Below are 22,421 nucleotides of genomic sequence, written 5' to 3'. Positions count from 1 at the left end.
GTGCGTGCCGTCGCCCGTCCCGCCTGCCGACCGGTTCATCGCCCGGTTCATCACCCGGTTCGACCCGTTCCTCGATCAGTTCGTCGAACGGTCACCCGAACAGCCGCTCGCTCGAAAGAGTGAGGAGTGGTCGGGGTTTCACGGGATGTTCCCCCGGACGTGTGGATGGCGGGAAGACGGGTCCGGCGCGCGCCCCCCGTGTGACACGCTTGAACGGTGTACCGGTTGAGTGTGGCGTGCGGGGGCTTCCGCGATGGGCGTTGACGGTCGGGAAGAGCCGTTCGGCGGTGCCGGCAGCGAGGTCGAGGCGGAGGCTCCGGCCGCACGCCAGGTCCCCGCGCAGCGCGGACCGCGCCGCGGCCGGCACGCGGCCCAGGGCTACGCCGGATCCGATCTTCCCCCCTCCGACGGTGATTTGATCGCGCGGATGCGCGAGGGCGACGACGGCGCGTACGAGGAGCTGTTCCTCCGGCACGCGGATTCCGTACGGCGCTACGCGCGGACCTGCTGCCGCGACGGGCACACGGCCGACGACCTGACCGCCGAGGTGTTCGCGCGGACGCTGCAGGCGGTACGGGGCGGGGCCGGGCCGGACCAGTCGGTACGGGCGTATCTGCTGACCACGGTGCGCCGGGTCGCGGCGGCGTGGGCGAAGACCTCCCGGCGGGAGCATCTCGTCGAGGACTTCGCGGTGTTCGCGGAGCAGGCGGCCGCGCGGACCGAGGTCGGCGGTGGCATGTCCGGCCTGTCCGGCGACGACACCCTCGAACTGGGCGCGGACGTGCGGGCGATGCACGAGGCCGAACAGTCGCTGGCGATGCAGGCGTTCCGGAGCCTGCCCGAGCGGTGGCAGGCCGTGCTGTGGCACACCACCGTCGAGGACGCCTCGCCTAGCGCGATCGCCCCGCTGTTCGGGCTGAGCGCCAACGCGACCGCGGTACTGGCCGGCCGGGCCCGGGAGGGGCTCAAGCAGGCCTATCTGCAGGCGCATGTGAGCTCGGCGCTGAGCGCGGGCGGAGACTGCGCGCGGTACGCGGACCGGCTGGGGGCGTATGCCCGCGGCGGGCTGCGGATGCGGGCGGAGCGCGGACTGCGCAAGCACCTCGAGGAGTGCGCGAAGTGCCGGCTGGCCGTCGGCGAGCTCAAAGACGTCAACGCGGGCATTCCCGCGCTGCTGCCGGTCGCGGTCATCGGGTGGTTCGCCGCCGGGTACGCGGCGAAGGCGGCCGGTGTGGTGGCCGGCGGGGTGGCGGCCGCGGGGGGCGCGGGGGCGGGGGGCGCGGGGGCTGCCGCCGCGGCCGCGGGCGCGGGCGGATCCACGGTGGGAGCGGGGGCCGGAGCCGTCGGCACCGGGGCTGCCGGGGCTGGAGCTGCCGGGGGGACTGCGGGGGCCGGGGCTGCCGGTGGGGCTGGTGGCGGTGCCGGGTCCGGGCTCGGGGGCGCGGTTGCTTCCGAGGGGCTCGGGCTGCCGGTCAAGGCCGCCATCGCCGCCGGGATCGCGGTCGCCGCGGCTGCGGGGGTGGTGTTCGCGCTGGCCGGGGACGATCCGGAGCCGGGGCCCGCGGCGGCGCCCGCCCCGAGCGTGGCGGCGCCCGTGGTGCCGCTCGTACCGGCTCCGCGGACGAGTGCGCCGACGCATGCGGAGCCGCCGGTCGCGCAGGGCTCCGTACCCTCCGAGCCGGGGACTGCGCCCGCGCCCGCTCCCTCCCCCTCGAAGCCCAAGGCCCTGGCTCCGGCTCCGCCCGTCTCCCCGGCGCCGAAGCCCACGCCGACGCCGTCCGCGAGCCCTAGCCCGGCCAAGCCGTCCCCTTCGCCTTCGCCGTCCGCGCCGAAGCCGGCCCAGGGGTTCCGGCTGGCGGGGATCGGACACGCGGCGTTCGGCGACCACAGCGGCCCCGAGCTGCAGACCGGGCGCAGCAGCTGGGTGTGGCAGCGGTGGGGGCTGCGGATCGCCGACCGGCGGTTCGCGCAGGGGATCACCGTGAACTCCCGGTCCTCGGTGGAGATCACCCTGAACCGGCAGTGCGCCTCCTTCTCGGCGCGGGCCGGGGTGGACGACCTGTCACTTTTCACCGACGGCACGGTGCGGTTCTCCGTGTACGCCGACGGGCAGCGGCTGTGGCGCTCCGACGCGCTCGGGTTCGGGGATCCGGCCGCCGCCGTCGACGTCTCCCTGGCCGGGCGCAAGACGCTGCGGCTGGTGGTGGAGCAGGCCGGACAGGGCCGTCTGCCGACGCTGGCGAGCTGGGCCGACGCCGTGATCAGCTGCCGGTGATCCGGGGAGCTTCGACGGGTTCGGCGGCTTCGGCGGCTTCGGCCACGAGGGCGGCGACCTCGGCCGGGGAGAGCTCCGCACCCGCCGCCTCCTCCACCCTGTAGCGATCGGCGCCGAGTACGGCGCGCGCGTCGGCCGGGAGTCCGGCGACGGCGGCCTGTTCCGGGACCGAACGCGGGTGGCCCGCGCGCCAGGCGGTGGCCGCCGCCAGTACCCGTACGGACTCCGCGGTGCGCCCGGCCGCGGACAGCAGTACCGCCGCGCTGTCGGAGAGCGAGGCCAGGACCCGCTCGGCGCAGTGCGCGGCGACGGCCGTGGCCAGGGCCGACCCGAGCTTCGCGAGGCCGGCCTGCGGGCCGTGCGCCCGGGCGGTGAGGACGGCGTCGATGTTGTCGAGTCCGGCGGCGAGCTGCGGGGGCGCCGAGATCCTTGCCGAGGCGGCGCGGGCGAGCTCGCACTCGGTACGAGCCGTCGCGAGGTCCCCGCGGATGAGGGCGAGGAGCGCCGTGAGCATGCCGCTGTAGGCCTGGACGTCGTACACCCCGCCGTAGCGCTCGACTTCGAGGGCGACCTCCGCCAGCAGCCGTCCGGCCTCGTCGAACTCCCCGGAGCACAAGGCGGATTCAGCGATCCGGGCGATGGCGAAGGGCACCTCGGTGTGAGCCCCCACCTCGCCGGCCAGGCGCAGGCACTCCTCGTACTCGGCGCGGGCCCAGCCGTACCGGCCGCGGGAGAGGGCGACCTCGCCGGCGGCGCTCGCCACCTGGGCACGGGTCCAGCGGTCGCCGACGCGATGGGCGATCTCGTGCAGTTCGGCGAGGTCGGCGTCGACGGACGGGAGGCCGCCGGTGAGGTCGATGGCCACGTGGGTGCGGAGCATCAGGGCGATGCCCAGTTCCCAGTCACCGCCGTGGCGGCGGCAGTTGTCGACGGTCTCGTCGAGCCCGTCGCGGACGGCGAGGGGGTCGCCGGTGAGGAACGTGGTCATCGGCCAGAGCATGCCGGGGAAGCGGGCGGTCTCGCGGCCGCCGTTGCGGAAGACCTCCTGGAGGCGTTCGGCGAGGGCGATGTTCCGCGGGGTGCGGAACTCCTCCGGCGCGTGGCCTTCGGCCAGGAGGAGGGCGCCCAGCATCTGCGTGCGCATGAAGCGCCAGTACTCGGGGGTGCCCTCGGGCGGCTCCGCCGGGTCGGACCCCAGGACCCGGGCGGCCCACTGCGCGCCCTCGGTGCGGTAGTCGCGCAGCCACCAGAACCAGCCGAGGGCCAGGACGAGGCGTTGGCCGGTCTCGGCGCCGTCGGCGGTCTCGATGGTGTGGAGGAGGGCGGCGCGGAAGTTGTCGAGCTCGGTCTCGATGCGCCGGATCCAGGGCAGTTGGGCGGCGCCGCGCAGGAGGGGCTCGGCCTCCTCCGCCAGGGCCAGGAAGTGGGCGGTGTGGCGGTGGGCGGTGGCGCCGCGGTCGGCCGGGTGGGCGGCCGAGCGTTCGGCGGCGTACTCGCGGATGGTCTCCAGCAGGCGGTAACGCATGCCGGTGCCGTCGTCGGGGTCGGGAGCCGCGACGACGAGGGACTTGTCGACGAGGGAGCCGAGGACGTCGGCGACGTCCAGGGTGTCGTCCGTGCAGACGGCTTCGGCGGAGGCGAGGTCGCAGCCGCCGGCGAAGACGGAGAGCCGGCGCAGCACGGTGCGCTCGGGCTCCTCCAACAGGTCCCAGGACCAGTCGACGACGGCGCGCAGGGTCTGCTGGCGGGGCAGGTGGGTACGGGAGCCGCTGGTCAGGAGCCGGAAACGGTCGTCGAGGCGGGCGGCGATCTGGCGCGGGGTGAGCAGCCGCAGCCGGGCCGCGGCCAGCTCGATGGCGAGCGGGAGCCCGTCGAGGCGGGCGCAGATCTCGGCGACGGCGGCCGGGTCCTCGGCGGGAGTGAAGCCGGGGCGTACGGCGGCGGCCCGGTCGGCGAAGAGGCGGTGCGCGGGGTCGGGGGGCAGGGGGTCGAGGGGGCGGACCGTTTCGCCGGGTACGCCGAGGGGTTCGCGGCTGGTGGCCAGGATCCGGACGCCGGGGCAGTGGGTGAGGAGGCGTTCGGCGAGTTCGGCGACGGCCCCGATGACGTGCTCGCAGTTGTCGAGGACGAGGAGCAGCCGGCGGTTCGCGCAGTGCTCGACGAGCTGGGCGGCGGGGTCGTCGGCGGGGGTCTTCTCGCGGGCGACGAGGGTGCTTTCGCGCAGGCCGAGAGCGCTGAGGACGGCGCCGGGTACGGCGCCGGGGTGGTCGAGGCGGGCGAGTTCGACGAGCCAGCCGGGCTCGGGGTCGGCGGCGGCCGCGTGCTCGGCGAGCCGCGTCTTGCCGGAGCCGCCGGGCCCGATGAGGGTGACGAGCCGCAGCCGGGCCAGATCGCCGCGCAGCCCCGCGAGCTCCGGCTCCCGCCCGACGAACGAGGTGAGCCGGGGCCGGAGGTTCCCGGAGGGCCGGGCGGTTTGGACGGACGGCTCGACCGCGGCCGGCGCCACCGGCTCCGCGAGGGACGCCGACGGGGCTGCGGGGCGCGCGGGGGCCGGGGGTGGGGGCGTGGGGTACGCGGGGGCCGGGGGCGCGGGGAGTGGCGGAGGCGCGGGAGGTGCGGGGGGCGTGGCGGGCGTGGCCGGCGGTGCGGATGCAGGGCTCACGGGTGCCGACGGGGAGCCGGGACGCGCCGGAGGCGCGGGCGGGGCGGGGGGCGCGGGCGCGGGGGGCGCGGGCGGGGCGGGGTGCGCGGGTTTGGTGGGGAGCGCGGGTGCCGCCGGGCGGGCGGGTGCCGCCGGGCGTCCGGGGAACTTGGGAAGTTCGGGGAGGGCGGGGGGCTTGGGGAGTGCCGGTGCCGCTGGGCGCGCGGGACGGGGGCTCGCCGTCGGCGCCTCCGGGAACGCGGGGGGCCTGGGGAGCGCGGGGAGCAGCGGGGACCCGGTTGCCTCCGGCTCTCGGGAGGGCCCGGGAGCTGCGGGATGCGCCGCGGGCCCGGGGGACGGCGGGGAGGCGGCGGGTGCCGCGGGCCCGGGGGTTACGGCATGCGCCTGGGGCGCGGGCGCCGGGTACGCGGTCGGCGCCGGAGACCCCGGGGGCGCCGGCTGGTCCACCCGGGATCCGGAGGCTGCGGGATGCGCTGCGGGCGCGGGTACCTCTCCCGCCGACGGGGGCGCCGGGTACGCGGTCGGCGCAGCGGGCACGGGGTGCGTCGGGTGGTCCACCCGGGATCCGGAGGCAGCCGGACGCGTTGTCGACGGGGGCCCGGGGGCCGGTGGGGGTGCCTGCGCCCCGGGGGGCGTCGGCGGCGCCGAGGGCGCGGTTGCCGGGGGTGCGGGGCGGAGGAGTTCCGCGTGGAGGGCCTTGAGTTCGGGTCCGGGGGTGGTGCCCAGGGCATCGGCGAGGGTGCGGCGGGTGTGCTCGTACGCGGCGAGGGCGGCGGCGGGCCGGCCGGCCGCGCGGAGGGCGCGGAGCTGCTGGGCGCGCAGGGGTTCGTCGTACGGGTGCTCCCGGATCAGCGCCTCGATCTCCGGGAGGAGGGACGCCGGGTCGGTGGCCCCGCTGCGGAGTTCGGCGTCCATGCGGGCGCGGAGGGCGGCCACGCGGTGCGCTTCGGGGGTGGCGGCGTAGGTGGAGCGGCCGGGTTCCGGCAGGTCGGCGAGGGCGGGGCCGCGCCAGAGGGCGAGTGCGGTGCGGAGGGTTCCGGCGGCGGTCGCGGGGTCGGCTGACAGCTGCCGGGCACCTTCGCGGGCGAGGCGGGTGAAGCGGTGGAGGTCGACGTCGTCGCGGTCGGCGACGGCGAGGCGGTAGCCGCCCACGGGGTCGGCGAGGACGGCGTTCCGGCTCCCGAGGGCTCGGCGGAGCCGGGCGACGAGGGCCTGGAGGGCGGCGGGGGCGTCCTGCGGCGGGGTGTCGCCCCAGATGTCGTCGACGAGGTCGGGGACGGTGGCGGCGGCCGGGCCGCCGGCGCGGAGCGCGAGGGCGGCGAGGAGCGCGCGCAGGCGGGCGCCGCCGATGGGGAGGGGGGCGCCGGTCTCGTCGCGCGCCTCGGTGACGCCAAGGATGAGATACCGCACCGGGCAATTCTGCCTTGCGCCTGCCGCGGGTGCCGGAGGGTTTTCGCGGGACCCGCGCGCCAGGTCCCGGCGGAGCTGCCGGTGAGCCCTGCCCGCGCCGCCGTTGCGGGGCCGGGAACCCGTACGCCCGCACGGCCGGAGAGCGAGTGCCGGGGCCGCTCCCGGGGCTCCGCCCCCGGACTCCCCGCCTCGAACGCGCGACACCGCACGCAACGGGGCGGCGGCACGGATCGGCGGCTGTCGGTGGGGTCAGGAAAGGGCCGGGCGGGGGGTGGGGACGCCCTCCGGGACGGCTCTGCGGCGGGGGGTGGACGTCCCCGTCCAGCACGTGCCCCGGCGGGCGAGCAGGCGGCCCAGCCACAGCTCCATCGAGACGAGCTCCGCCAGACCGTCCAGCGGGACCGGGTGGCCCTCCGCCGCGTCCAGGAGGGCCTGTTGGACCACCCGGGCCTCGATCAGGCCGGCGTCCGCCAGCAGGGGGGTCGTGAAGAGGGAGAGCAGGGAGGGGAGCGCCGCGCCGAGGCCCAGGCGGGTGGCCGTTTCGTTCGGGGCGTGGGTCGGGGCGCCCCAGCCCGGGGGGAGTTCGCGTACGCCCGCCGAGGACAGGACGGTGCGCAGGATCGCCGCCCGGGCGCCCGGCTGGACCCGCAGGGATTCCGGGAGGGCGCGCGCCGCCCGTACGACCTGGTTGTCCAGGAACGGGGCGTGCAGGCGCTGGCTGCGGACCTCCACGGCCTGTTCGAAGACACGGTGGTCGGCCGCGTGCCGGGTCAGCGCGGCGCGGGCCCGGGCCTCGCCGGGGCGCAGGGACAGTGGCGGGCGGCCTGCGGCGGTGGCGAGGCGGATCGATACTTCCGCCAGTGCCTCCCCCGTCAGCCAGCCCGCCGCCGGGCCCGGGCGGGACCAGGTCAGGGCCGCCAGCGAGGCGTCCACCGGGTTCGACGCCGCACCCGCCACGGCCCCTTCGCGCAGTCGGGCCGCGGCCGCCTCCATGCCCGCGCGGTACGGCGTACGGGCGAGCCGGCGGGCCGCCGAGTAGACGGAGAACGGGACCAGCAGGGAGAGGGCGGAGTCACCCGGCGCCGAGCGGGCCAGGGCGGCGACCGGGCGCAGCAGGTGGCGTCTGCGGCGGTCCATCAGGAGGTCGGCGAGCCGGGCCGGGTGGGCGTCGAGGACCTGGCGGGCGCCGTGCCCGACGAAGTGGTCCGCCGAGCCGGCGGCCAGCCGGCGCCGCTCGCGGGCGGCGGTGACGAGGGAGGGGCCGGGTTCGTCGGTGAGGGGGCCGTCGAGGTCGGCGTACGGGAGGGCTTCCTCGGCGGCGGCCACGACCACGTGGTGCAGCCTCGGGTTGGCGGCGATGGCCCGGGCGCGTTCGAGTTCGGCCTCGCGGCCCTGGGGGGTGGCGAGGTCGTTGAAGGTGACGGCCAGGAGCCGTTCGCCGGACTGCTTCATCACCGTGCCGGGTGCCCCGGGCAGGCCGGCGGCGAGGAGGGCGAGGGTCGCGGAGGCGCTGCCTCCGGAGAGGTCGGCTCCCACGCCCGGTACGGGGGCGGGTGCGCCCCGGGCCGCGCGCCGGTCGGCGGGGCCCATTCCGGGCACCGGACCGGGGTCGTGGGGCGGCGTGTCGGGGGCATGCCGCGGCGCCGTGAGCCGGGCGCGCACGGCATCCACCAATGCTTCGCGTACGCCCTCCACCGCGCGCTCGGCATCGGCCGTGGGCGCCGCCACCGCGAGGGAGGCCACCGGTTCGTACCCGGTGATCTCGCGCGAGCCCTCGCGCAGGATCAGCGCGTGCCCGGGCGGGATGCGCCGCACGCCGACGTACGGTGTGCCGTCGCCCAGTGCCTCCGGGCTGTCGGGGCAGGCCAGCAGGGCCGCGAGGTGGCCGATGTCGAGCTGCGCCTCGATGAGGTCGGCGAGCGGCAGCGCGGCGGTGGCGTACGCCGTCCCGCCCGCCCAGGGGGTGTAGAAGACGGGCCGGGCGCCCGCGAGATCGCCGACCACGGTGATGCGGCGGCCGGTCTGGACGACGGCGGTGTAGCTGCCGGACCACTGCGTGAGGTGGCGCAGGGCTCCGCCGCGGGCGGCGAGGAGGGCGCTGCGCAGCTCGGCGTCGGTGGCGCCGCAGCAGCCGAGGACGGCGAGCCGGGTGAAGGGGTCGGCGGGGTCGGCGGCGAGGGTGCGGATCTCGTCGGGGCGCCAGTCGCCGACGGCCCAGAGGGGGTCGGGGTCTCCCCAGAGCAGTTGGGCGCCGACCGGGACGACGGTGCGCTCGGCGCCGGGGTCGTCCGGACGGGCGGTGTCGGCATCGGCGAGGCCGCCGCTCACGGGGCCGCCGCTCAGATGGTCGCGTGGGCCGGATCCGCCCTGTCCACCGACGCGGCCGGCCGTGCCGAAGCTCGCGGCGATACTGCTCCACCCGACCAACCAGCGCACCGCCGCCTCCCCAGCCTGTGGGCAATTGACCGGGGCGGGAACGTCGTGGTCAGCGCTGAGGGCGCAGCCGAACGGGACCCCGGGTGGCTCGGGGTCCATGCTGCCACGAGACAGGCGTGCGAGAGTGGCCGAGGAGGGCGCACGTGCAAACGAACACGCCGCGGACACGCGGTATTTGGCGTTCCGTTCCCACCGTCCCATAGGTCGGTTTCGGCCATTCTTCGGCCGTACTGAGGTCGTACCGAGGCCGTGCCGCGGCCACACCACGGGGGCCCCACGAGCACACCGCGGGCGCACTGGGCCCGCACGTGGCGCCGCCGCACGCCCTGGGAGCCGCCCGGCCGCACCGGGCCGCGGGCGCGGTCCGGGAGGCGGGATCCACCCCCCGGACCGTTCCGCCACCCGCGGGGATTGAGGCAGCGGCATCCCCCGGCCCGCCGGATCCACGCGGCGGGCCGACCCACGCAGGGCACATCGAATCGCCAGGCCTGTCGACCGGCCAGAGCGCACGGGCGGGCGCACGGCCACACGCACGGAGCACGGAAGGGGGCGTGCGCCTGCGGCGCGGACCCTGCCCCGACTGTGCGGGCGGACAACAATCCCGCCATCCGGAAGTCGGGGCCTTAACGCTTGGGAGGCGGGGAACTACGCTGGGTTTACGAAATGCCGGGCAACTATGCCCCGGCGGCGTATGCGTTGTGTGCGTTCCGCGTGTGACGAGGGGTGGCGCATGTCCAGGGAGCTCCGCGAGCCCAACGAGAAGCTCGGCGCCGTCCTCGCCCTCGCCGGCATCAGCAACGCCGGGCTGGCCCGGCGGGTCAACGACCTCGGCGCACAACGCGGCCTGACGCTTCGATACGACAAGACGTCGGTGGCCCGGTGGGTGTCCAAGGGAATGGTGCCGCAGGGCGCGGCCCCGCATCTGATCGCCGCCGCCATCGGCGCGAAGCTGGGGCGGCCGGTGCCGCTGCACGAGATCGGGCTGGCGGACGCGGACCCCGCGCCCGAGGTCGGCCTGGCCTTCCCGCGGGACGTGGGCGAGGCGGTGCGCTCGGCCACCGATCTGTACCGGCTCGACCTCGCAGGCCGCCGGGGCGGCGCGGGCGGCAGCGGCGGGATCTGGCAGTCACTGGCCGGCTCCTTCGCGGTGTCCGCGTACGCGACGCCCGCCTCGCGCTGGCTGATATCTCCGGCGGACGGTTCGGTGGCCCGCGAGCCCGCGGCCCCGCCCCGCGAGACCGTGGCGTCACGCGAGCCGGCGGCGGGCACGGCATCGCCCTCGCCCATGTCCTCTTCGTCGTCCTCTTCCGCGTCCGCGCCCTCTTCTCCGTCATCGGGTCTGCCCGCACAGTCTTCGGGTGAAACGCCGCACGCCCCGCCCGCGCCCGCCCCGGCCCTGGGGCTGTACGACCCGGCGCCGCAGCGCGTGGGCCACAGCGACGTGACCAAGCTGCGCGAGGCGGCCGAGGACGCGCGCCGCTGGGACTCCAAGTACGGCGGCGGGGACTGGCGTTCGTCGATGGTGCCCGAGTGCCTGCGCGTCGACGCGGCGCCGCTGCTGCTCGGCTCGTACAGCGACGACGTGGGCCGCGCGCTGTTCGGCGCGACGGCCGAACTGACCCGGCTGGCCGGGTGGATGGCCTTCGACACCGGTCAGCAGGAGGCGGCCCAGCGCTACTACATCCAGGCGCTGCGCCTGGCCCGCGCGGCCGCCGACGTACCGCTGGGCGGGTACGTACTGGCCTCCATGTCGCTCCAGGCGACGTACCGGGACTTCCCGGACGAGGGAGTGGACCTCGCGCAGGCCGCCGTGGAGCGCAACCGCGGCCTGGCCACGGCGCGGACCATGAGCTTCTTCCGGCTCGTCGAGGCGCGGGCGCACGCGAAGGCGGGCGATTCGGCGGCCGCCGGGGCGGCGCTGCGGGCGGCGGAGGGCTGGCTGGAGCGGGCCCGCGAGGGCGACCCGGATCCGACCTGGCTGGGCTTCTACTCGTACGACCGCTTCGCGGCGGACGCGGCCGAGTGCTACCGGGACCTCAAGCTGCCGCGGCAGGTCCGGCGCTTCACCGAGCAGGCGCTCTCGCGCCCGACGGAGGAGTACGTGCGCTCGCACGGGCTGCGGCTGGTGGTGAGCGCGGTCGCGGAGCTGGAGTCGGGCAATCTGGATGCGGCGTGCGCGGCCGGCACCCGGGCGGTGGAGGTCGCGGGCCGGATCTCCTCGGCGCGCACCACCGAGTACGTACGGGACCTGCTGCACCGGCTCGAACCGTACGGGGACGAGCCGCGCGTGGCGGAGCTGCGGGAGCGGGCACGGCCGCTGCTGGTGGCGCAGGCGTAGAGCCGCCGGTGGTGCGGGCTGTAGAGCCGCCGGTGGCGCGGGCGGAGAGCCGGCGGGCCACGCGGGCGCGGACCCGCGTGGCCGCATTGTCAGTGGCGGGGTGCAGTATGCAGGGGTGGGAGGTGGCGGCTTGGGCGGCGTGGGCAACGCGGGCGGCGCGGGCAGGGTCGACTGCGACGTGCTGGTGATCGGCGGCGGCATCGTCGGCCTGTCGACGGCGCACGCCCTGGCACAGCTGGCTCCGGGGACGCGGGTGGTGGTACTGGAGAAGGAATCCGGACCCGCCCGGCACCAGACGGGCCGCAACAGCGGGGTGATCCACAGCGGGATCTACTACAAGCCGGGATCGCTCAAGGCGCGCTTCGCGGTGCGCGGCGCCGCCGAGATGGTGAAGTTCTGCGCCGAGCACGGCATCGACCACGAGGTCACCGGGAAGCTGATCGTCGCCACCGGGCGCGACGAGCTGCCGCGGCTGCACGCGCTCGTGCAGCGGGGCCGGGAGAACGGCATCCCGGTGCGCGAGCTGGGCCCGGCGCAGATCTCGGAGTACGAGCCGCAGGTGCAGGGCCTGGCCGCGATCCACGTCGGCACCACCGGGATCGTGGACTACGGGCAGGTGGCGCGGCAGCTCGCGGAGTCCTCCGGGGCGGAGATCGTGTACGGCGGCGCGGTGGACCTGATCTCGCGGCGGCCGAGCGGGATCGCGGTGCGCACGACGGCGGGGCTCGTGGTGCGGGCGCGGGTGCTGGTGAACTGCGCGGGCCTGCAGTGCGACCGGGTCGCGCGGCTGACCGGGGACGACCCGGGCATGCGGATCGTGCCGTTCCGCGGGGAGTACTACGACTTGGCGCGGCCGGATCTGGTCCGCGGGCTGGTCTACCCCGTCCCGGACCCGGCGTTCCCCTTCCTCGGCGTGCACCTGACGCGGGGCATCGGCGGCGGGGTCCACGTCGGGCCGAACGCCGTGCCGGCACTGGCGCGCGAGGGGTACGGGTGGGGCGTGGTCCGGCCGCGGGACGTCGCGGACGAGCTGGCCTGGCCCGGTTCCTGGCGGATGGCCCGGCGGCACTGGCGGTACGGGGCGGGCGAGATCCACCGCTCACTGTCGAAGCGGGCGTTCACGGAGGCGGTACGGCGGCTGCTGCCGGCGGTCTCGGCGGCGGATCTGGCGCCGGCCGGGTCCGGGGTCCGGGCGCAGGCCGTCCTTCGGGACGGGACGCTCGTGGACGACTTCCTGATCAAGGAGGGGCCGCGGGCGGTGCACGTGCTGAACGCGCCGTCGCCGGCCGCCACCGCCTCGCTGCCGATCGGGCGTGAAATCGCCCGCCGGGCGCTGGCCTCGCTCCGCGCCGCGTAGCCCACCGGGCCGCGCCGCGTAGCCCACCGGGCCGCGCCGCGTAGCCCACCGGGCCGCGCCGGCGCTCCGTGCCGCCGGCCCGGCGGGCGGGTGGGGGCGGGGTCGTAGAATCTGGGCATTGTGTCTGAGTCCCTCACCCCCCAGCCCAGCGCCCCGGAGACCGTGCCGGAGGCGAATTCCTACGTGCCCCCGAAGTGGCGGACCGAGCCGCGGTTTCCCGACGGGCCCGCCCCCGATCCGGCCGGTTCGCACCACGAGCGGCGGATCCGGAGCTTCCAGCCGCGGCGCAGCCGGGTCACCACCGGACAGGGCGAAGCCCTGAAGCGGCTCTGGGGGACCTGGGGGCTCGACATCGACGGGCATTCCGTCATCGATCTCGACGAGATGTTCGGCGGGCTCCCCGTCGTGCTCGAGATCGGCTTCGGGATGGGCGAGGCCACCGCGCAGATGGCCGCCGCCGACCCCGCGACCGGGATCCTCGCCGCCGACGTGCACACCCCCGGCCAGGGGAACCTGCTCGCGCTCGCCGAGCGCGGCGGGATGACCAACGTCCGCGTCGCCAACGGCGACGCCATCATCCTGCTCCGCGAGATGCTGGCGCCCGGCTCCCTCGCAGGTCTGCGCGTGTACTTCCCGGACCCGTGGCCCAAGGCCCGCCACCACAAGCGCCGGCTGATCCAGCCCGAGTTCCTCGACCTGGCCGCGACCCGCCTGGCCCCCGGGGCCGTACTGCACTGCGCGACCGACTGGGAGCCGTACGCCGAGCAGATGCTCGAAGTGCTCTCCGCGCACCCGGAGTTCGAGAACACCCAGGCGGACGGCGGCTACGCGCCGCGGCCCGACTTCCGGCCACTCACCCGCTTCGAGGGACAGGGCCTCGACAAGGGGCACGTCGTCCACGACCTGCTCTTCGCGCGCCGGGGCCACGCTTCCCCGAACGAGTAGAGAAACCACGTACGTCACTCCGCGTGTCAGAGCGGCTCGCTAGAGTCATCGTGTGTTCCGAGCCCGTGCGTGCGTTGTCGCCGTGCTGTCGGTGTCGGGGCTGGCGATCCTCGAACTCGTGCGGGAGCAGACCGGCACCGCGGGGTTCTTCGTCGGCCTCGGGCTGGCCGTGCTGCCGGTGCCGCCGCTCATGGCGGCCTTCCGGTGGCTCGGCCGGGCCGCGCCCCGCCCCTGGGCGCAGTTGCTGTTCTGCTTCGGCTGGGGCGCCTGCACCGCCGCCCTGATCGCGATACTGGCCAACAACTTCGCCACCGAGTGGATAACGGCGGCCACCGCCGACGCCTCGGCCGCCGACCGGCTCGGCTCGGTGGCGGTCGCCCCGGTGGTCGAGGAGAGCGCCAAGGCGGCCGCCCTGCTGCTGGTGTTCGCGTTCCGAAGACGCCAGTTCACCGGCCCCGCGGACGGGTTCGTGGTGGCCGGGTTCACCGCCACCGGCTTCGCGTGCACCGAGAACGTCCTCTACCTGGGCAACGCCTTCGGCGAGGACGTGGAGAGCGGCGCGGCCGCGCTGGACTCGGTGACGGCCGCGACCTTCTTCGTGCGGATCGTGGTCTCGCCGTTCGCGCACCCCCTGTTCACGGTGCTCACCGGGCTCGGCTTCGGCGCGGCCGCGCTCGCCGCGGGCCGGGTCCGCCGGATCGGGCTGCCGCTGCTCGGGCTGCTGGCCGCGATGGGTCTGCACGCGCTGTGGAACAGCTCGTCGCGGTTCGGGGAGTACGGGTTCTACGAGGTCTACGGCTGCGTGATGGTCCCGGTGTTCGTTCTGCTGCTGTGGCTGGCCGTGCGGATAAGGCGGCGCCGGCTGCGGGCCGTCGCCGGGGAGCTGGCGGTGTACGCAGCCGCCGGCTGGCTGCGCCCGGCGGAGGTGCCGGCGCTGGTGTCGATGCCCGCCCGGTCGCTGGCCCGGTCGCTGGCCCGGTCCACCGGCGGCCGGGCGGCGGGCCGGGCGGTGGCCCTGTACGAGGCGGACGCGGCCGCGCTCGCCCTGCTGCGGCACCGGGCCCGGCACGGGGGCCCGGCAGGAGTGCCGGATTTCGCCTGCCGGGAGCGGGAGCTGCTGCGCCTGCTGTGGCTGCGCAGGGCGACGGCGGGGCCCGCGCTGGCCCGGGCCGCGGTCCTGGAGGAGCTGCTCGTGCCCCGGCCGGTCCCGCTCGCGCCCCTGGAACCCCTGGAGCGGGTCTTCGTACCGGCCGCCCGGCGGGCGCCCGCCGGCCCGACGTCCTCGGGCCGGACGTCCGTCGGCCGGACGGCGCCTAAACGTTCAGCCCCTTGGACTCCAGCCACGCCAGGGGGTCCACCGTCGAGCCGCCCTTGCGTACTTCCAGGTGGAGATGGGGTCCGGTGACGTTGCCGGTGGCGCCGACGCGGCCGATGGTGTCGCCGGCGCCGACCGAGCCGGAGGTCACCGACATCGAGGACAGGTGGCAGTACCAGATCTCCGTACCGTCCTCGAGCTCCAGCACGATCCGGTAGCCGTACGCGCCGGACCAGCCGGCCGAGGTGATCTTCCCGGCGGCGACGGCCTTGGCGGGGGTGCCGGTCGGGGCGGCGAAGTCGAGGCCGGTGTGGTGGCCGGAGGACCACATGGAGCCGGCGTCGCCGTAGTGCGAGGTGAGGGTGTAGGCGGAGGTGGGGAGGGAGTAGCTGCCGGAGAGCTTGGCGATCCGCTCCTGCTCGGCCTTGGCGTCGGCGGCCTCCTGGGCTTCCTTCGCCGCCTTCTCGGCGGCCAGCCGGGCGTCCTCCACCTCCTTCTGGGCGGTCTCCCGCTTGGCCTTGGCCTCCGCGGCCGCGGCCTCCTGCGCTTCCCGCTCGGCCTGCGCCCGGATCTGGGCCTCGGCGGCGGTCTCCTGGGACTCGGCCTGCTGGAGGATGCGGCCCACCAGGGTGGCGCCGGCGTCGGCGTGCTGGGCCGCCTGCTGCGCGATGATGCCGGTCGACCCGGCGGAGGCGCCGCCGCCCGCGGCGGGGCCCGCGGCCTCCGCGTGCCGCTGCCCGTCGTCCCCGCCGCCCATGCCGAAGTCGGGCAACGAGGGCATGGAGATGGCGACTTGGGGCCGGTCCTGCGCAGTGGCGATACCGCCCGCGCCGACAGCGGCGATGACGCCGACACCGAGCACGGTGGAGCTGCGGGCAAGTCCCCCGCGCTGCTTGGCGACCCGGTGCTTGCCGCGCGGCGGGCGGGCCGAGTCCTCGGTGGGGTTCCACTCACCCCAGGCTCCCGCGGTGGGCTCTTCCTGGAGTTCTATGCCTTCGGGGGCAGGCGAGTTGGAGGCCACCGGGCCACACTCCTCAGGGGGACGCGCACGCGCACGGCGCCGTCTCTTGCGACGGCTGGGACGACCGCGCTGCGTTATCGAACGGTAATATACGGAGGGGAGTGATTCCAAGCTGTTGCGATGGATCGTTGGCGGTAATCAGCCACCCTCTGCGCGGCCTTGGCCATCACTAAAGCCACTTAAGTGGATCAACTCGGGCAAAAATCAACCAAGATCCACATCTCTCCAGCCACACCCACCTCTTGACGGCCCGTCATAAACCTTTCAGGACACATCATTTCAGTTACTCACCGTCACGGAGCGACCACGGGGACGGTACGCCGCCGCTCCGGCTCACCTTCTCCCGGCCGACCCACCGCGAGCAGCGCCATGTCGTCCGTCGCCCCGCCGCCCGTGTGCCGGCGCACATCGCTGCTGAGCGCGCCGAGCAGCTCCCCGGGGCCGGGGAAGACGCGGCCGGCCAGCCGCTCCGCCGGGTCGTAGAAGACCCCCGCCGCGTCGCGGGCCTCGGTCAGCCCGTCCGTGTACAGGAGCAGGGTGGCCCCGACGGGGAAGGGCCACTCCTCGGCCCGGTCCGGCCGGCCCGCGGCCAGTTCCCCCATGCCCAGCGGGAGCGCCGGCTCCGCCGGGGCGAGGACGACCAGGCGCCCGTCGGCGTGCAGCAGCAGCGGCTCGGGATGGCCCCGGTTGACCAGGCGCAGCATCTGCGCACCCGCGGGGATCTCGCCGAGCACGCAGGTCGTGAACCCCTCCACCGAGTCCAGGGTGTCGCGCCGGGTGCCCTCGCGGGTGAGCGCCCGCTCCAGCCGCTGGGCCAGGCCCTCCAGCGTCGGCTCCGTCTCGGCCGCCTCCCGGAAGGCCCCGAGGACCACCGCCACGGCCTCGACCGCCCCCAGCCCCTTGCCCCGTACGTCTCCCACGGCCAGCCGCACTCCGTACGGGGTGTCCTGGACGGCGTACAGGTCCCCGCCGATGAAGGCGTCGGCCTGCGCGGCCTCGTAGCGGGCCCGGACGTGCAGGCCGGCGATGCGCTCGGCGGGCTCCGGCAGGACGGCGCGCTGGGCGGCCTCCGCGATCCCGCGCGCCGAGGCGAGCCGCTCGCCGCTGCGCCGGACGACCCGGTTGATCAGGACCGCGAGCCCGGCGACGGTGATGACGGTGACCAGCTCGGTCAGCCCCTCGACCTTCCAGGTGGTGCCGTTGAGGAGATGCAGCAGGACCACTGCGAGCGAGGCCAGTACGCCGGTGAGGAACGTGACCAGGAGGGAGGAGAGCGGGGCGGCGATCAGCGGGGCCGCGGAGAAGAAGGGGGATCCGGTGTAGCCCGGCGGGGTGAGCAGGTCGAAGGCCAGTCCGACGGCGATCAGTACGGCCGGAAGCGCGCGGACCACCTTGCGGGCGGCGCCGTTGCCGGTGCTGTCGCCGTTGCCGGTGACGGTGCCGTTGCCGGTGCCGTTGCGGGTGCCGTTGCCGGTGCCGCCCGGGTCCTCGTCACCACCTTGCTGCCGCCCCTGCCCCAACACGCTGCTCTCCTGCCCGGTGCTTCGCGCGGGTGCGGGCCGCCGCCGCATCGCCCCTCAAGGCTGGCGGCAGCCGCGGCCGCGCGGCGACCCGGCCCGGGCCGATCGGGTGAGGGTGCGGCGCGGGAGGAAGGAGAAAGAGGAGGGGAAGGAGAAAGAGGAGAAGAAACGACGAAGGCCCGGTTCCCAAGGGGAACCGGGCCTTCGTGCTGAGTAGCGGGGACAGGATTTGAACCTGCGACCTCTGGGTTATGAGCCCAGCGAGCTACCGAGCTGCTCCACCCCGCGTCGGTAAACACAACTCTACGTCATCGCGGAGAGGGGTTGCGCCAATTAACCTTCCCGCCACCTCCAGGACCGACATATTCGCAGGTCAGAGCCGTACAGAGGGCCGGAAAGACAGCTCGCATCAGCCCGTGACCAGGCGGAGCAGGGCCAGTGACCCGATACCGAAGGCGATGGTCAGGTAGAAGTTCCGGGTGCGCCAGGCCAGCAGCAGGGTCGGTGCCGCCAGCCAGAGGCCGTGGTTGCCCGGACCGAGGTCCAGCGTCCCGGCGGGTGCGAACAGGGACGGGGCCAGCAGGGCGGCGATCACCGCGGGCGGCACCTGCCGCAGCCAGACCACGACGGGGCGGGGCAGGGAGGCCGCCGCGAGGAAGAGGGTGGGCACCAGCCGGGGGCCGAAGGTGACGGCCGCCATGCCGGCGATGGTCAGGGCGAGCGTGAGGTCGCTCATCGGCCCACCGCTCCTTCCGTACCGGGTTCGTCGGTGTCTTCGCGGCGCCCCTCGCGGGGTGCGATGGCCAGGCCGAAGGTGGCCGCGACGGCCGCCGCGACGAGTACGGCCCAGTACTGGAGGCCGAGCAGGGTCAGGCCCACCGCCCCGCCGCCCGCGACCACCGCGACGGCCAGCCCTCGCCGGTCGGCGACGATCCCGGCCGCCAGCAGGGCCATGAACATGGCGGGCAGGGCGTAGTCGAGGCCCAGCGCCTCCACGTCGGTGACCAGGTCCCCGGCCAGCACGCCCGCGAGCGTGCCCGCCACCCAGGAGGCGTGCACGGCGGCGTTGAAGGTGAAGACCTCGGCCTTGGGGCGCCCGGCGCGCTCCGCGTACTGGGCGGAGTGCACCGCGAAGGCCTCGTCGGTGAGCTCGTACGCGAAGAGCGCCTGCTCGCGGCGGCGCCACCCGGCGAGCCGGGGTGCGATCGCGGCGGACAGCAGCAGATGGCGCAGGTTGACCACGAAGGTGGTCAGGACGATCGCGTACGGGGCGGCGCCGACGGCCAGCAGCTGGAGGGCCGCGAACTGCGAGGAACCGCCGTACACGAAGGCCGACATGGCGAGCATCGCCCACCAGGGCAGCCCCGCGGTGTGGCCCAGCACGCCGAACGCGAAGGCCACCGGCACGTAGCCGAGCATCACGGGGACGGCCTGCCCGAAGCCCGCCGCCCAGGCGGCCCGGGTGGCGCCCGGAGCCCGCGGCCCGCGGGCCGGCCCGGTGGGGGCGGCCGGGACGGGGGCGGCCGGTCGGACGGCCCCCGCCCCGCGCGCCCCCGGGTCCCCGACCGCGGCGGGGTGCGCCGGGGCCGGGGAGCCCGTCGCTACAGATCGCATTCGAAGGTCCTCTCCCCCAGGGCCGGGCGGAAGCCCACGCCCGTCCAGAGGCCGGTCGCGGCCTCGTTCCCGTCGAGGACGGCGAGGAAGATGCGGTTGACCCCGCGGCGGCGGAAGGCCGCCAGGGTGTCGACCGCCAGCACCCGGGCCAGCCCCAGCCTGCGGTGGCCGGGGTCGACCACGGCGTGGCTGATGCTGCCCCGTACGCCGAACGAGCCGGCGAGCAGCGCCGCGACGACGCGGCCCGAGGAGGTGCGGATCACCCGGCACAGGTCGGAGGAGTGGGCGAGGTGCCCGGAGAGGAGCCGCTCGTCCTCCCATTCGCAGTACGCGGCCTGCGCCGCGGCCCGCAGCAGCTCGATCACCTGCGGGATGTCGGCCGCCGTCATGGGCGCGGAGACGGCCGGTGCGGTGGCCGGGGCGCCGGGCTCGTACGGCCCGGCCAGCACGTGCGGCTCCTCGAGCGCCAGAGCTGCGGCGCTCATCAGACCAGCGTCTCGTAGGGGGAGCCGGGCAGGGAGAAGGAGATCGCGAGGACGTCGCGGTAGCCGCCCTTGTCCTCGCCCGCGGCGAGGCCGGTGACGTGGTGCTTCATCGCGCGGTCCTCGAAGATCAGCGAGTCGAGCGGGGTGAGGAAGGTGCCCTTGGCGAGCGGCTCCTCGTCCCAGGTGAAGACGGTGCTGTGGCCGCCCTCGACGTCGACGCGGGAGATGAGGTGCAGGCCGGCCCACGGGTAACCGTCGGAGTGGATTCCCTCCGGGACCAGCTCGTTGTACTTGCCGGGGTTGATCTCGATGCGGATCTGGTGGATCTGGCAGACCCAGGCGCGGTCGCGGTACTCGTCCTCGATCGGCAGGTTGTCGAAGTCGTAGCGGACCAGGGCCTGGAAGAGCGGGTTGCGGTACGTGGTCTCCTCGACGTCGCCGAAGTGGCGCTCGATGCCGCCCACGAAGGCGTTCATGGCCTCGCTCTGGTAGTACGCGACGTGGTCGAGCGGGGCGAGCTCGCCGGTGGCGGGCACGTAGGTGAAGTCGCTGTAGCGGCGGGTGCGGACGGCGCGGTCGCCGCCGCCGAAGTGGGTGTCGGGGGTGAGCCGGGCCCAGGAGGCCTGGAGGCCGTCGAAGGCGGCGGCGAGCTCGGGCGACAGGGTGAGGTCGGCGGCCGGCACGAGGGCGTAGCGCTGCTCGCGCAGGGCGTCGCGGAGGTCGGGGCCGACGGAGGTGATGGTGTCGGGGGCGGGCCTGTGGGCAACGGTGGTCACGACGGTGTTCTCTCTCTGGAGGCGGTGGAAGGCGGACGCCGGGGCTTCAGCGCAGGCCCAGCGATTCGTACGTGGCGTCCAGCTCGGCGACGTCGAGGCCGGCGGCCTCGCGCACGAGGCGGATGGCCCGGTAGATCTGGTTGATGTGCGCGATGTCGTGGCCGATGACCTTGCGGATCATGACCTCCATCGTTTCGCCGCCCTGCTCGCCGTGGCGGCCGGTGCGCTGCCACTCCTCGGGCGTGAGCGCGGCGAGGAGGGCGACGTTGGAGGCGCGCAGGCCGGTCCAGGCGTCGAGCATCTGGCGGAACGGGAGCCGGGGCAGCGGGGCCCACAGCTGCTCGTCGTATCCGGGGTAGACGGGGTTGTCCTCGGTGGCCACGAGGCGCCAGCGGAAGCCGTAGACGATGTCGACGTCGAAGAGGTGGCCGACGATGAAGGCGGCGGGCCACTCGCCCGGCTCGGGGACGGTCTCGGCGAGGTCGGTGGGCAGGTCGGCGAAGAGCCGCGCCGCCCAGACGGGGGTCTTGGCGAGCACGTCGAACGCGTCGCGCTCACCGGCGACTTCGAGGAGGGCGGAGACGTACGCGGCGGGGTCCTCGGTGGCGGACGGGATGTCGATGCGGTGGACGCCGTCGGTGGTGACGGCGCTGCCGGTGGTGGTGCTGGTGGTCATGCGCGGGTGCCTTTCGGGTGGGCTCGGTGGGTGCCGGTACGGGGACGGACCGGGACGGGGACGGGTGCGGGTGCGGGTGCCGGTGCGCGGGCCGCGGATCCGGCGCCGGAGGGCCTCAGGCCGCCGGGGCGGGTTGCGGGGTTTCCGCGGGCTGCGGGGCGCTCACCTGCCCGCGGCGGCCCGGGTCGGCGCCCAGGACCAGGAGGGCGCCGAGGGCGGCGACGGCCGCGCAGGCGGTCCAGTGCAGCGGCGGCGAGATGCTGTAGAGGAGGCCGCCCACGGCCGGGCCGAGGGCGCCGCCGAGGGTGTGGGCGATGCCCTCGGCGCCCTGGTAGCGGCCTCGCAGGTGGGCCGGTGAGAACTCGGCGGGGTACGCGTTGGCGATCGGCGTGTACACGGTCTCGGCAACCGTCCACACCACCACCGTCAGCGCGAGCAGCCAGACGGCCTGCATCGCCCCCGTGAGGGCCATGCCGATGCCCAGCAGGGCCAGGCCGGCGGCGATCACCCGGCGCGGGTTGCGGCGCTCGGTGTGCTTGGTGAGCGGGAGTTCGACGACCACGCAGAGCAGGGCGTTGAGGCCGAGCAGCAGGCCGTACACCTTGTTGTCGAAGCCCGCGTCGGTGACGTGCAGCGGGAGCGTCGCGGTGGACTGCCCGTACACGAAGGTCGCGGCGACCATCGAGCCGAGGAAGAGCAGGTACGGGCGGTCGGAGAGCACCTCGCGGTAGCCCCCCTTGCCCTTGCCGCTCCGGGCGGCCGGAGCTTCCTCCACCGGCGGGCGCCCGCCCGGCAGCGTGCTCAGCGCGAGCACGCCGAAGGCGAAGGAGAACAGCGCGTCGCCGAGGAAGACGTACGTGTACGAGGCCCCGCTGAGCAGGCCGCCGACGAGCGGGCCGACCGCCATGCCGACGTTGATGGCGAGCCGCAGGACGGCGAAGGCCGTCACCCGCTGCTTCTCGGGGACCACGTCGACGAGCAGTGCGCCGGCCGCGGGCCGGTAGAGCTGGGCGAAGACGCCGACGAGCCCGACCAGCGCGGTGGTGGCGATCAGCCCGTCCGTCAGCGGGACGAGGGCGGTGGCCGCGCTGCTGCCGAACATCGACACCGCGATGGCGGTGCGCCGGCCGAACCGGTCGGCGACCGCGCCGCCCACGGCGTTGCCGATGAAGGCGCCGACTCCGACCACGCCGAGGGCCACGCCGGCCTGGAACGCGGAGAATCCCCGGGCGACGAGGAAGAGCACCAGGAATACGTTCAGGAAATTGCCGAATTTGATGAGGAACATTCCGGAGAAGATCACCCAGGCACTTCTGGGCAGGTCCTGCAATCGTCGGCGCAAGGGGTCCTCGCCGGCCATGGGGGGCTCCTTCTCGATCGGGTAAAGCATCACGGATGCGGTGGCGTTCACCATGAAACCCGCCGGTCAAGGCCCTGCCCAGGGCTGAGGGCTGGCACAAAGGGGGCTGGCACATTCCTGCCCGGGCACCCACTTCAAGATCACTTGAAAGGGGCTGCTGCGTCATTCGTGCCGGGCACGCTTGTGCCAGTCCGAATCCATTTCCCGGCCCGGAATCCTGCTGCAGAGTTC

Annotated in this window: 15 protein-coding genes and 1 tRNA gene; 5 read left to right on the top strand and 11 right to left on the bottom strand. The window is 75.3% G+C overall.

Annotation, left to right across the window (positions count from 1 at the left end; genetic code table 11):
• Positions 1–253 precede the first annotated feature (253 nt).
• Positions 254–2,275: a sigma-70 family RNA polymerase sigma factor gene (locus K7B10_RS21725; protein WP_229338222.1), complete on the top strand. Its 2,022-nt coding sequence runs from the start codon at positions 254–256 to the stop codon at positions 2,273–2,275.
• Here K7B10_RS21725 and K7B10_RS21720 read toward each other — a convergent pair.
• Positions 2,262–6,347 (bottom strand): AfsR/SARP family transcriptional regulator, encoded by a 4,086-nt coding sequence (locus K7B10_RS21720; protein WP_229338220.1) that lies wholly within the window; start codon positions 6,345–6,347, stop codon positions 2,262–2,264. The genes K7B10_RS21725 and K7B10_RS21720 overlap by 14 nt on opposite strands.
• Before the next feature lie 249 nt (positions 6,348–6,596).
• Positions 6,597–8,783 (bottom strand): asparagine synthase-related protein, encoded by a 2,187-nt coding sequence (locus K7B10_RS21715; protein WP_229338218.1) that lies wholly within the window; start codon positions 8,781–8,783, stop codon positions 6,597–6,599.
• Between the two features lie 730 nt (positions 8,784–9,513).
• On the opposite strand from K7B10_RS21715, the gene K7B10_RS21710 reads away from it, so the two are divergent.
• The 4 genes from K7B10_RS21710 (at position 9,514) to K7B10_RS21695 (ending at position 14,828) form a co-directional block, all read left to right on the top strand.
• Complete coding sequence (locus tag K7B10_RS21710; protein ID WP_229338216.1) at positions 9,514–11,121, top strand: NsdA family TPR-like regulatory protein; 1,608 nt, start codon at positions 9,514–9,516, stop codon at positions 11,119–11,121.
• 130 nt (positions 11,122–11,251) lie between these two features.
• The gene (lhgD, locus tag K7B10_RS21705; RefSeq protein ID WP_267501441.1) at positions 11,252–12,478 is read left to right on the top strand and encodes an L-2-hydroxyglutarate dehydrogenase; all 1,227 of its coding nucleotides are present in this window, start codon (positions 11,252–11,254) and stop codon (positions 12,476–12,478) included.
• 162 nt (positions 12,479–12,640) lie between these two features.
• The gene (gene trmB, locus K7B10_RS21700; protein ID WP_229345277.1) at positions 12,641–13,423 is read left to right on the top strand and encodes a tRNA (guanosine(46)-N7)-methyltransferase TrmB; all 783 of its coding nucleotides are present in this window, start codon (positions 12,641–12,643) and stop codon (positions 13,421–13,423) included.
• 52 nt (positions 13,424–13,475) lie between these two features.
• Positions 13,476–14,828 (top strand): PrsW family intramembrane metalloprotease, encoded by a 1,353-nt coding sequence (locus K7B10_RS21695; protein WP_229338214.1) that lies wholly within the window; start codon positions 13,476–13,478, stop codon positions 14,826–14,828.
• Here K7B10_RS21695 and K7B10_RS21690 read toward each other — a convergent pair.
• The 9 genes from K7B10_RS21690 to K7B10_RS21650 all read right to left on the bottom strand — a co-directional run bounded on the left by K7B10_RS21690 (position 14,737) and on the right by K7B10_RS21650 (position 22,190).
• Positions 14,737–15,759, bottom strand: a complete 1,023-nt coding sequence (locus K7B10_RS21690; protein WP_372481442.1) for a M23 family metallopeptidase — start codon at positions 15,757–15,759, stop codon at positions 14,737–14,739. The genes K7B10_RS21695 and K7B10_RS21690 overlap by 92 nt on opposite strands.
• A gap of 293 nt (positions 15,760–16,052) precedes the next feature.
• Entirely contained in the window at positions 16,053–17,282 is a 1,230-nt protein-coding gene (locus tag K7B10_RS21685; RefSeq protein WP_372481441.1) for a PP2C family protein-serine/threonine phosphatase, read from the bottom strand.
• A gap of 211 nt (positions 17,283–17,493) precedes the next feature.
• Positions 17,494–17,567 (bottom strand) — tRNA-Met (locus tag K7B10_RS21680).
• Between the two features lie 121 nt (positions 17,568–17,688).
• On the bottom strand, positions 17,689–18,015 hold the full coding sequence (locus K7B10_RS21675) for an AzlD domain-containing protein (RefSeq protein WP_229338212.1): 327 nt from the start codon (positions 18,013–18,015) through the stop codon (positions 17,689–17,691).
• Positions 18,012–18,893 (bottom strand): AzlC family ABC transporter permease, encoded by an 882-nt coding sequence (locus K7B10_RS21670; RefSeq protein ID WP_229338209.1) that lies wholly within the window; start codon positions 18,891–18,893, stop codon positions 18,012–18,014. The genes K7B10_RS21675 and K7B10_RS21670 overlap by 4 nt, the downstream gene beginning before the upstream one ends.
• Positions 18,881–19,378, bottom strand: coding sequence for a GNAT family N-acetyltransferase (locus K7B10_RS21665; RefSeq protein WP_229338207.1), 498 nt, complete (start codon positions 19,376–19,378; stop codon positions 18,881–18,883). The genes K7B10_RS21670 and K7B10_RS21665 overlap by 13 nt, the downstream gene beginning before the upstream one ends.
• Complete coding sequence (locus K7B10_RS21660; protein ID WP_229338205.1) at positions 19,378–20,154, bottom strand: 2OG-Fe dioxygenase family protein; 777 nt, start codon at positions 20,152–20,154, stop codon at positions 19,378–19,380. The genes K7B10_RS21665 and K7B10_RS21660 overlap by 1 nt, the downstream gene beginning before the upstream one ends.
• A gap of 46 nt (positions 20,155–20,200) precedes the next feature.
• On the bottom strand, positions 20,201–20,830 hold the full coding sequence (locus K7B10_RS21655) for a DinB family protein (RefSeq protein WP_229338203.1): 630 nt from the start codon (positions 20,828–20,830) through the stop codon (positions 20,201–20,203).
• Positions 20,831–20,945: 115 nt separating this feature from the next.
• Positions 20,946–22,190: an MDR family MFS transporter gene (locus tag K7B10_RS21650; RefSeq protein ID WP_229338201.1), complete on the bottom strand. Its 1,245-nt coding sequence runs from the start codon at positions 22,188–22,190 to the stop codon at positions 20,946–20,948.
• Between the last annotated feature and the right edge of the window lie 231 nt (positions 22,191–22,421).

The sequence above is a fragment of the Streptomyces flavotricini genome (genome assembly GCF_020639365.1).
In the GTDB taxonomy this organism is placed as follows: Bacteria; Actinomycetota; Actinomycetes; order Streptomycetales; family Streptomycetaceae; genus Streptomyces; species Streptomyces flavotricini.
Note: the sequence above shows the minus strand (reverse complement) of the source record. Positions and strands in the feature narration are given on the sequence as shown.

Excerpts from the sequence above, each read along its gene's own strand:
- K7B10_RS21675 (WP_229338212.1), bottom strand. The coding sequence starts at position 18,015 with ATGAGCGACCTCACGCTCGCCCTGACCATCGCCGGCATGGCGGCCGTC.
- K7B10_RS21670 (WP_229338209.1), bottom strand. The coding sequence starts at position 18,893 with ATGCGATCTGTAGCGACGGGCTCCCCGGCCCCGGCGCACCCCGCCGCG.
- K7B10_RS21650 (WP_229338201.1), bottom strand. The coding sequence starts at position 22,190 with ATGGCCGGCGAGGACCCCTTGCGCCGACGATTGCAGGACCTGCCCAGA.
- K7B10_RS21725 (WP_229338222.1), top strand. The coding sequence starts at position 254 with ATGGGCGTTGACGGTCGGGAAGAGCCGTTCGGCGGTGCCGGCAGCGAG.
- K7B10_RS21710 (WP_229338216.1), top strand. The coding sequence starts at position 9,514 with ATGTCCAGGGAGCTCCGCGAGCCCAACGAGAAGCTCGGCGCCGTCCTC.
- K7B10_RS21665 (WP_229338207.1), bottom strand. The coding sequence starts at position 19,378 with ATGAGCGCCGCAGCTCTGGCGCTCGAGGAGCCGCACGTGCTGGCCGGG.
- K7B10_RS21655 (WP_229338203.1), bottom strand. The coding sequence starts at position 20,830 with ATGACCACCAGCACCACCACCGGCAGCGCCGTCACCACCGACGGCGTC.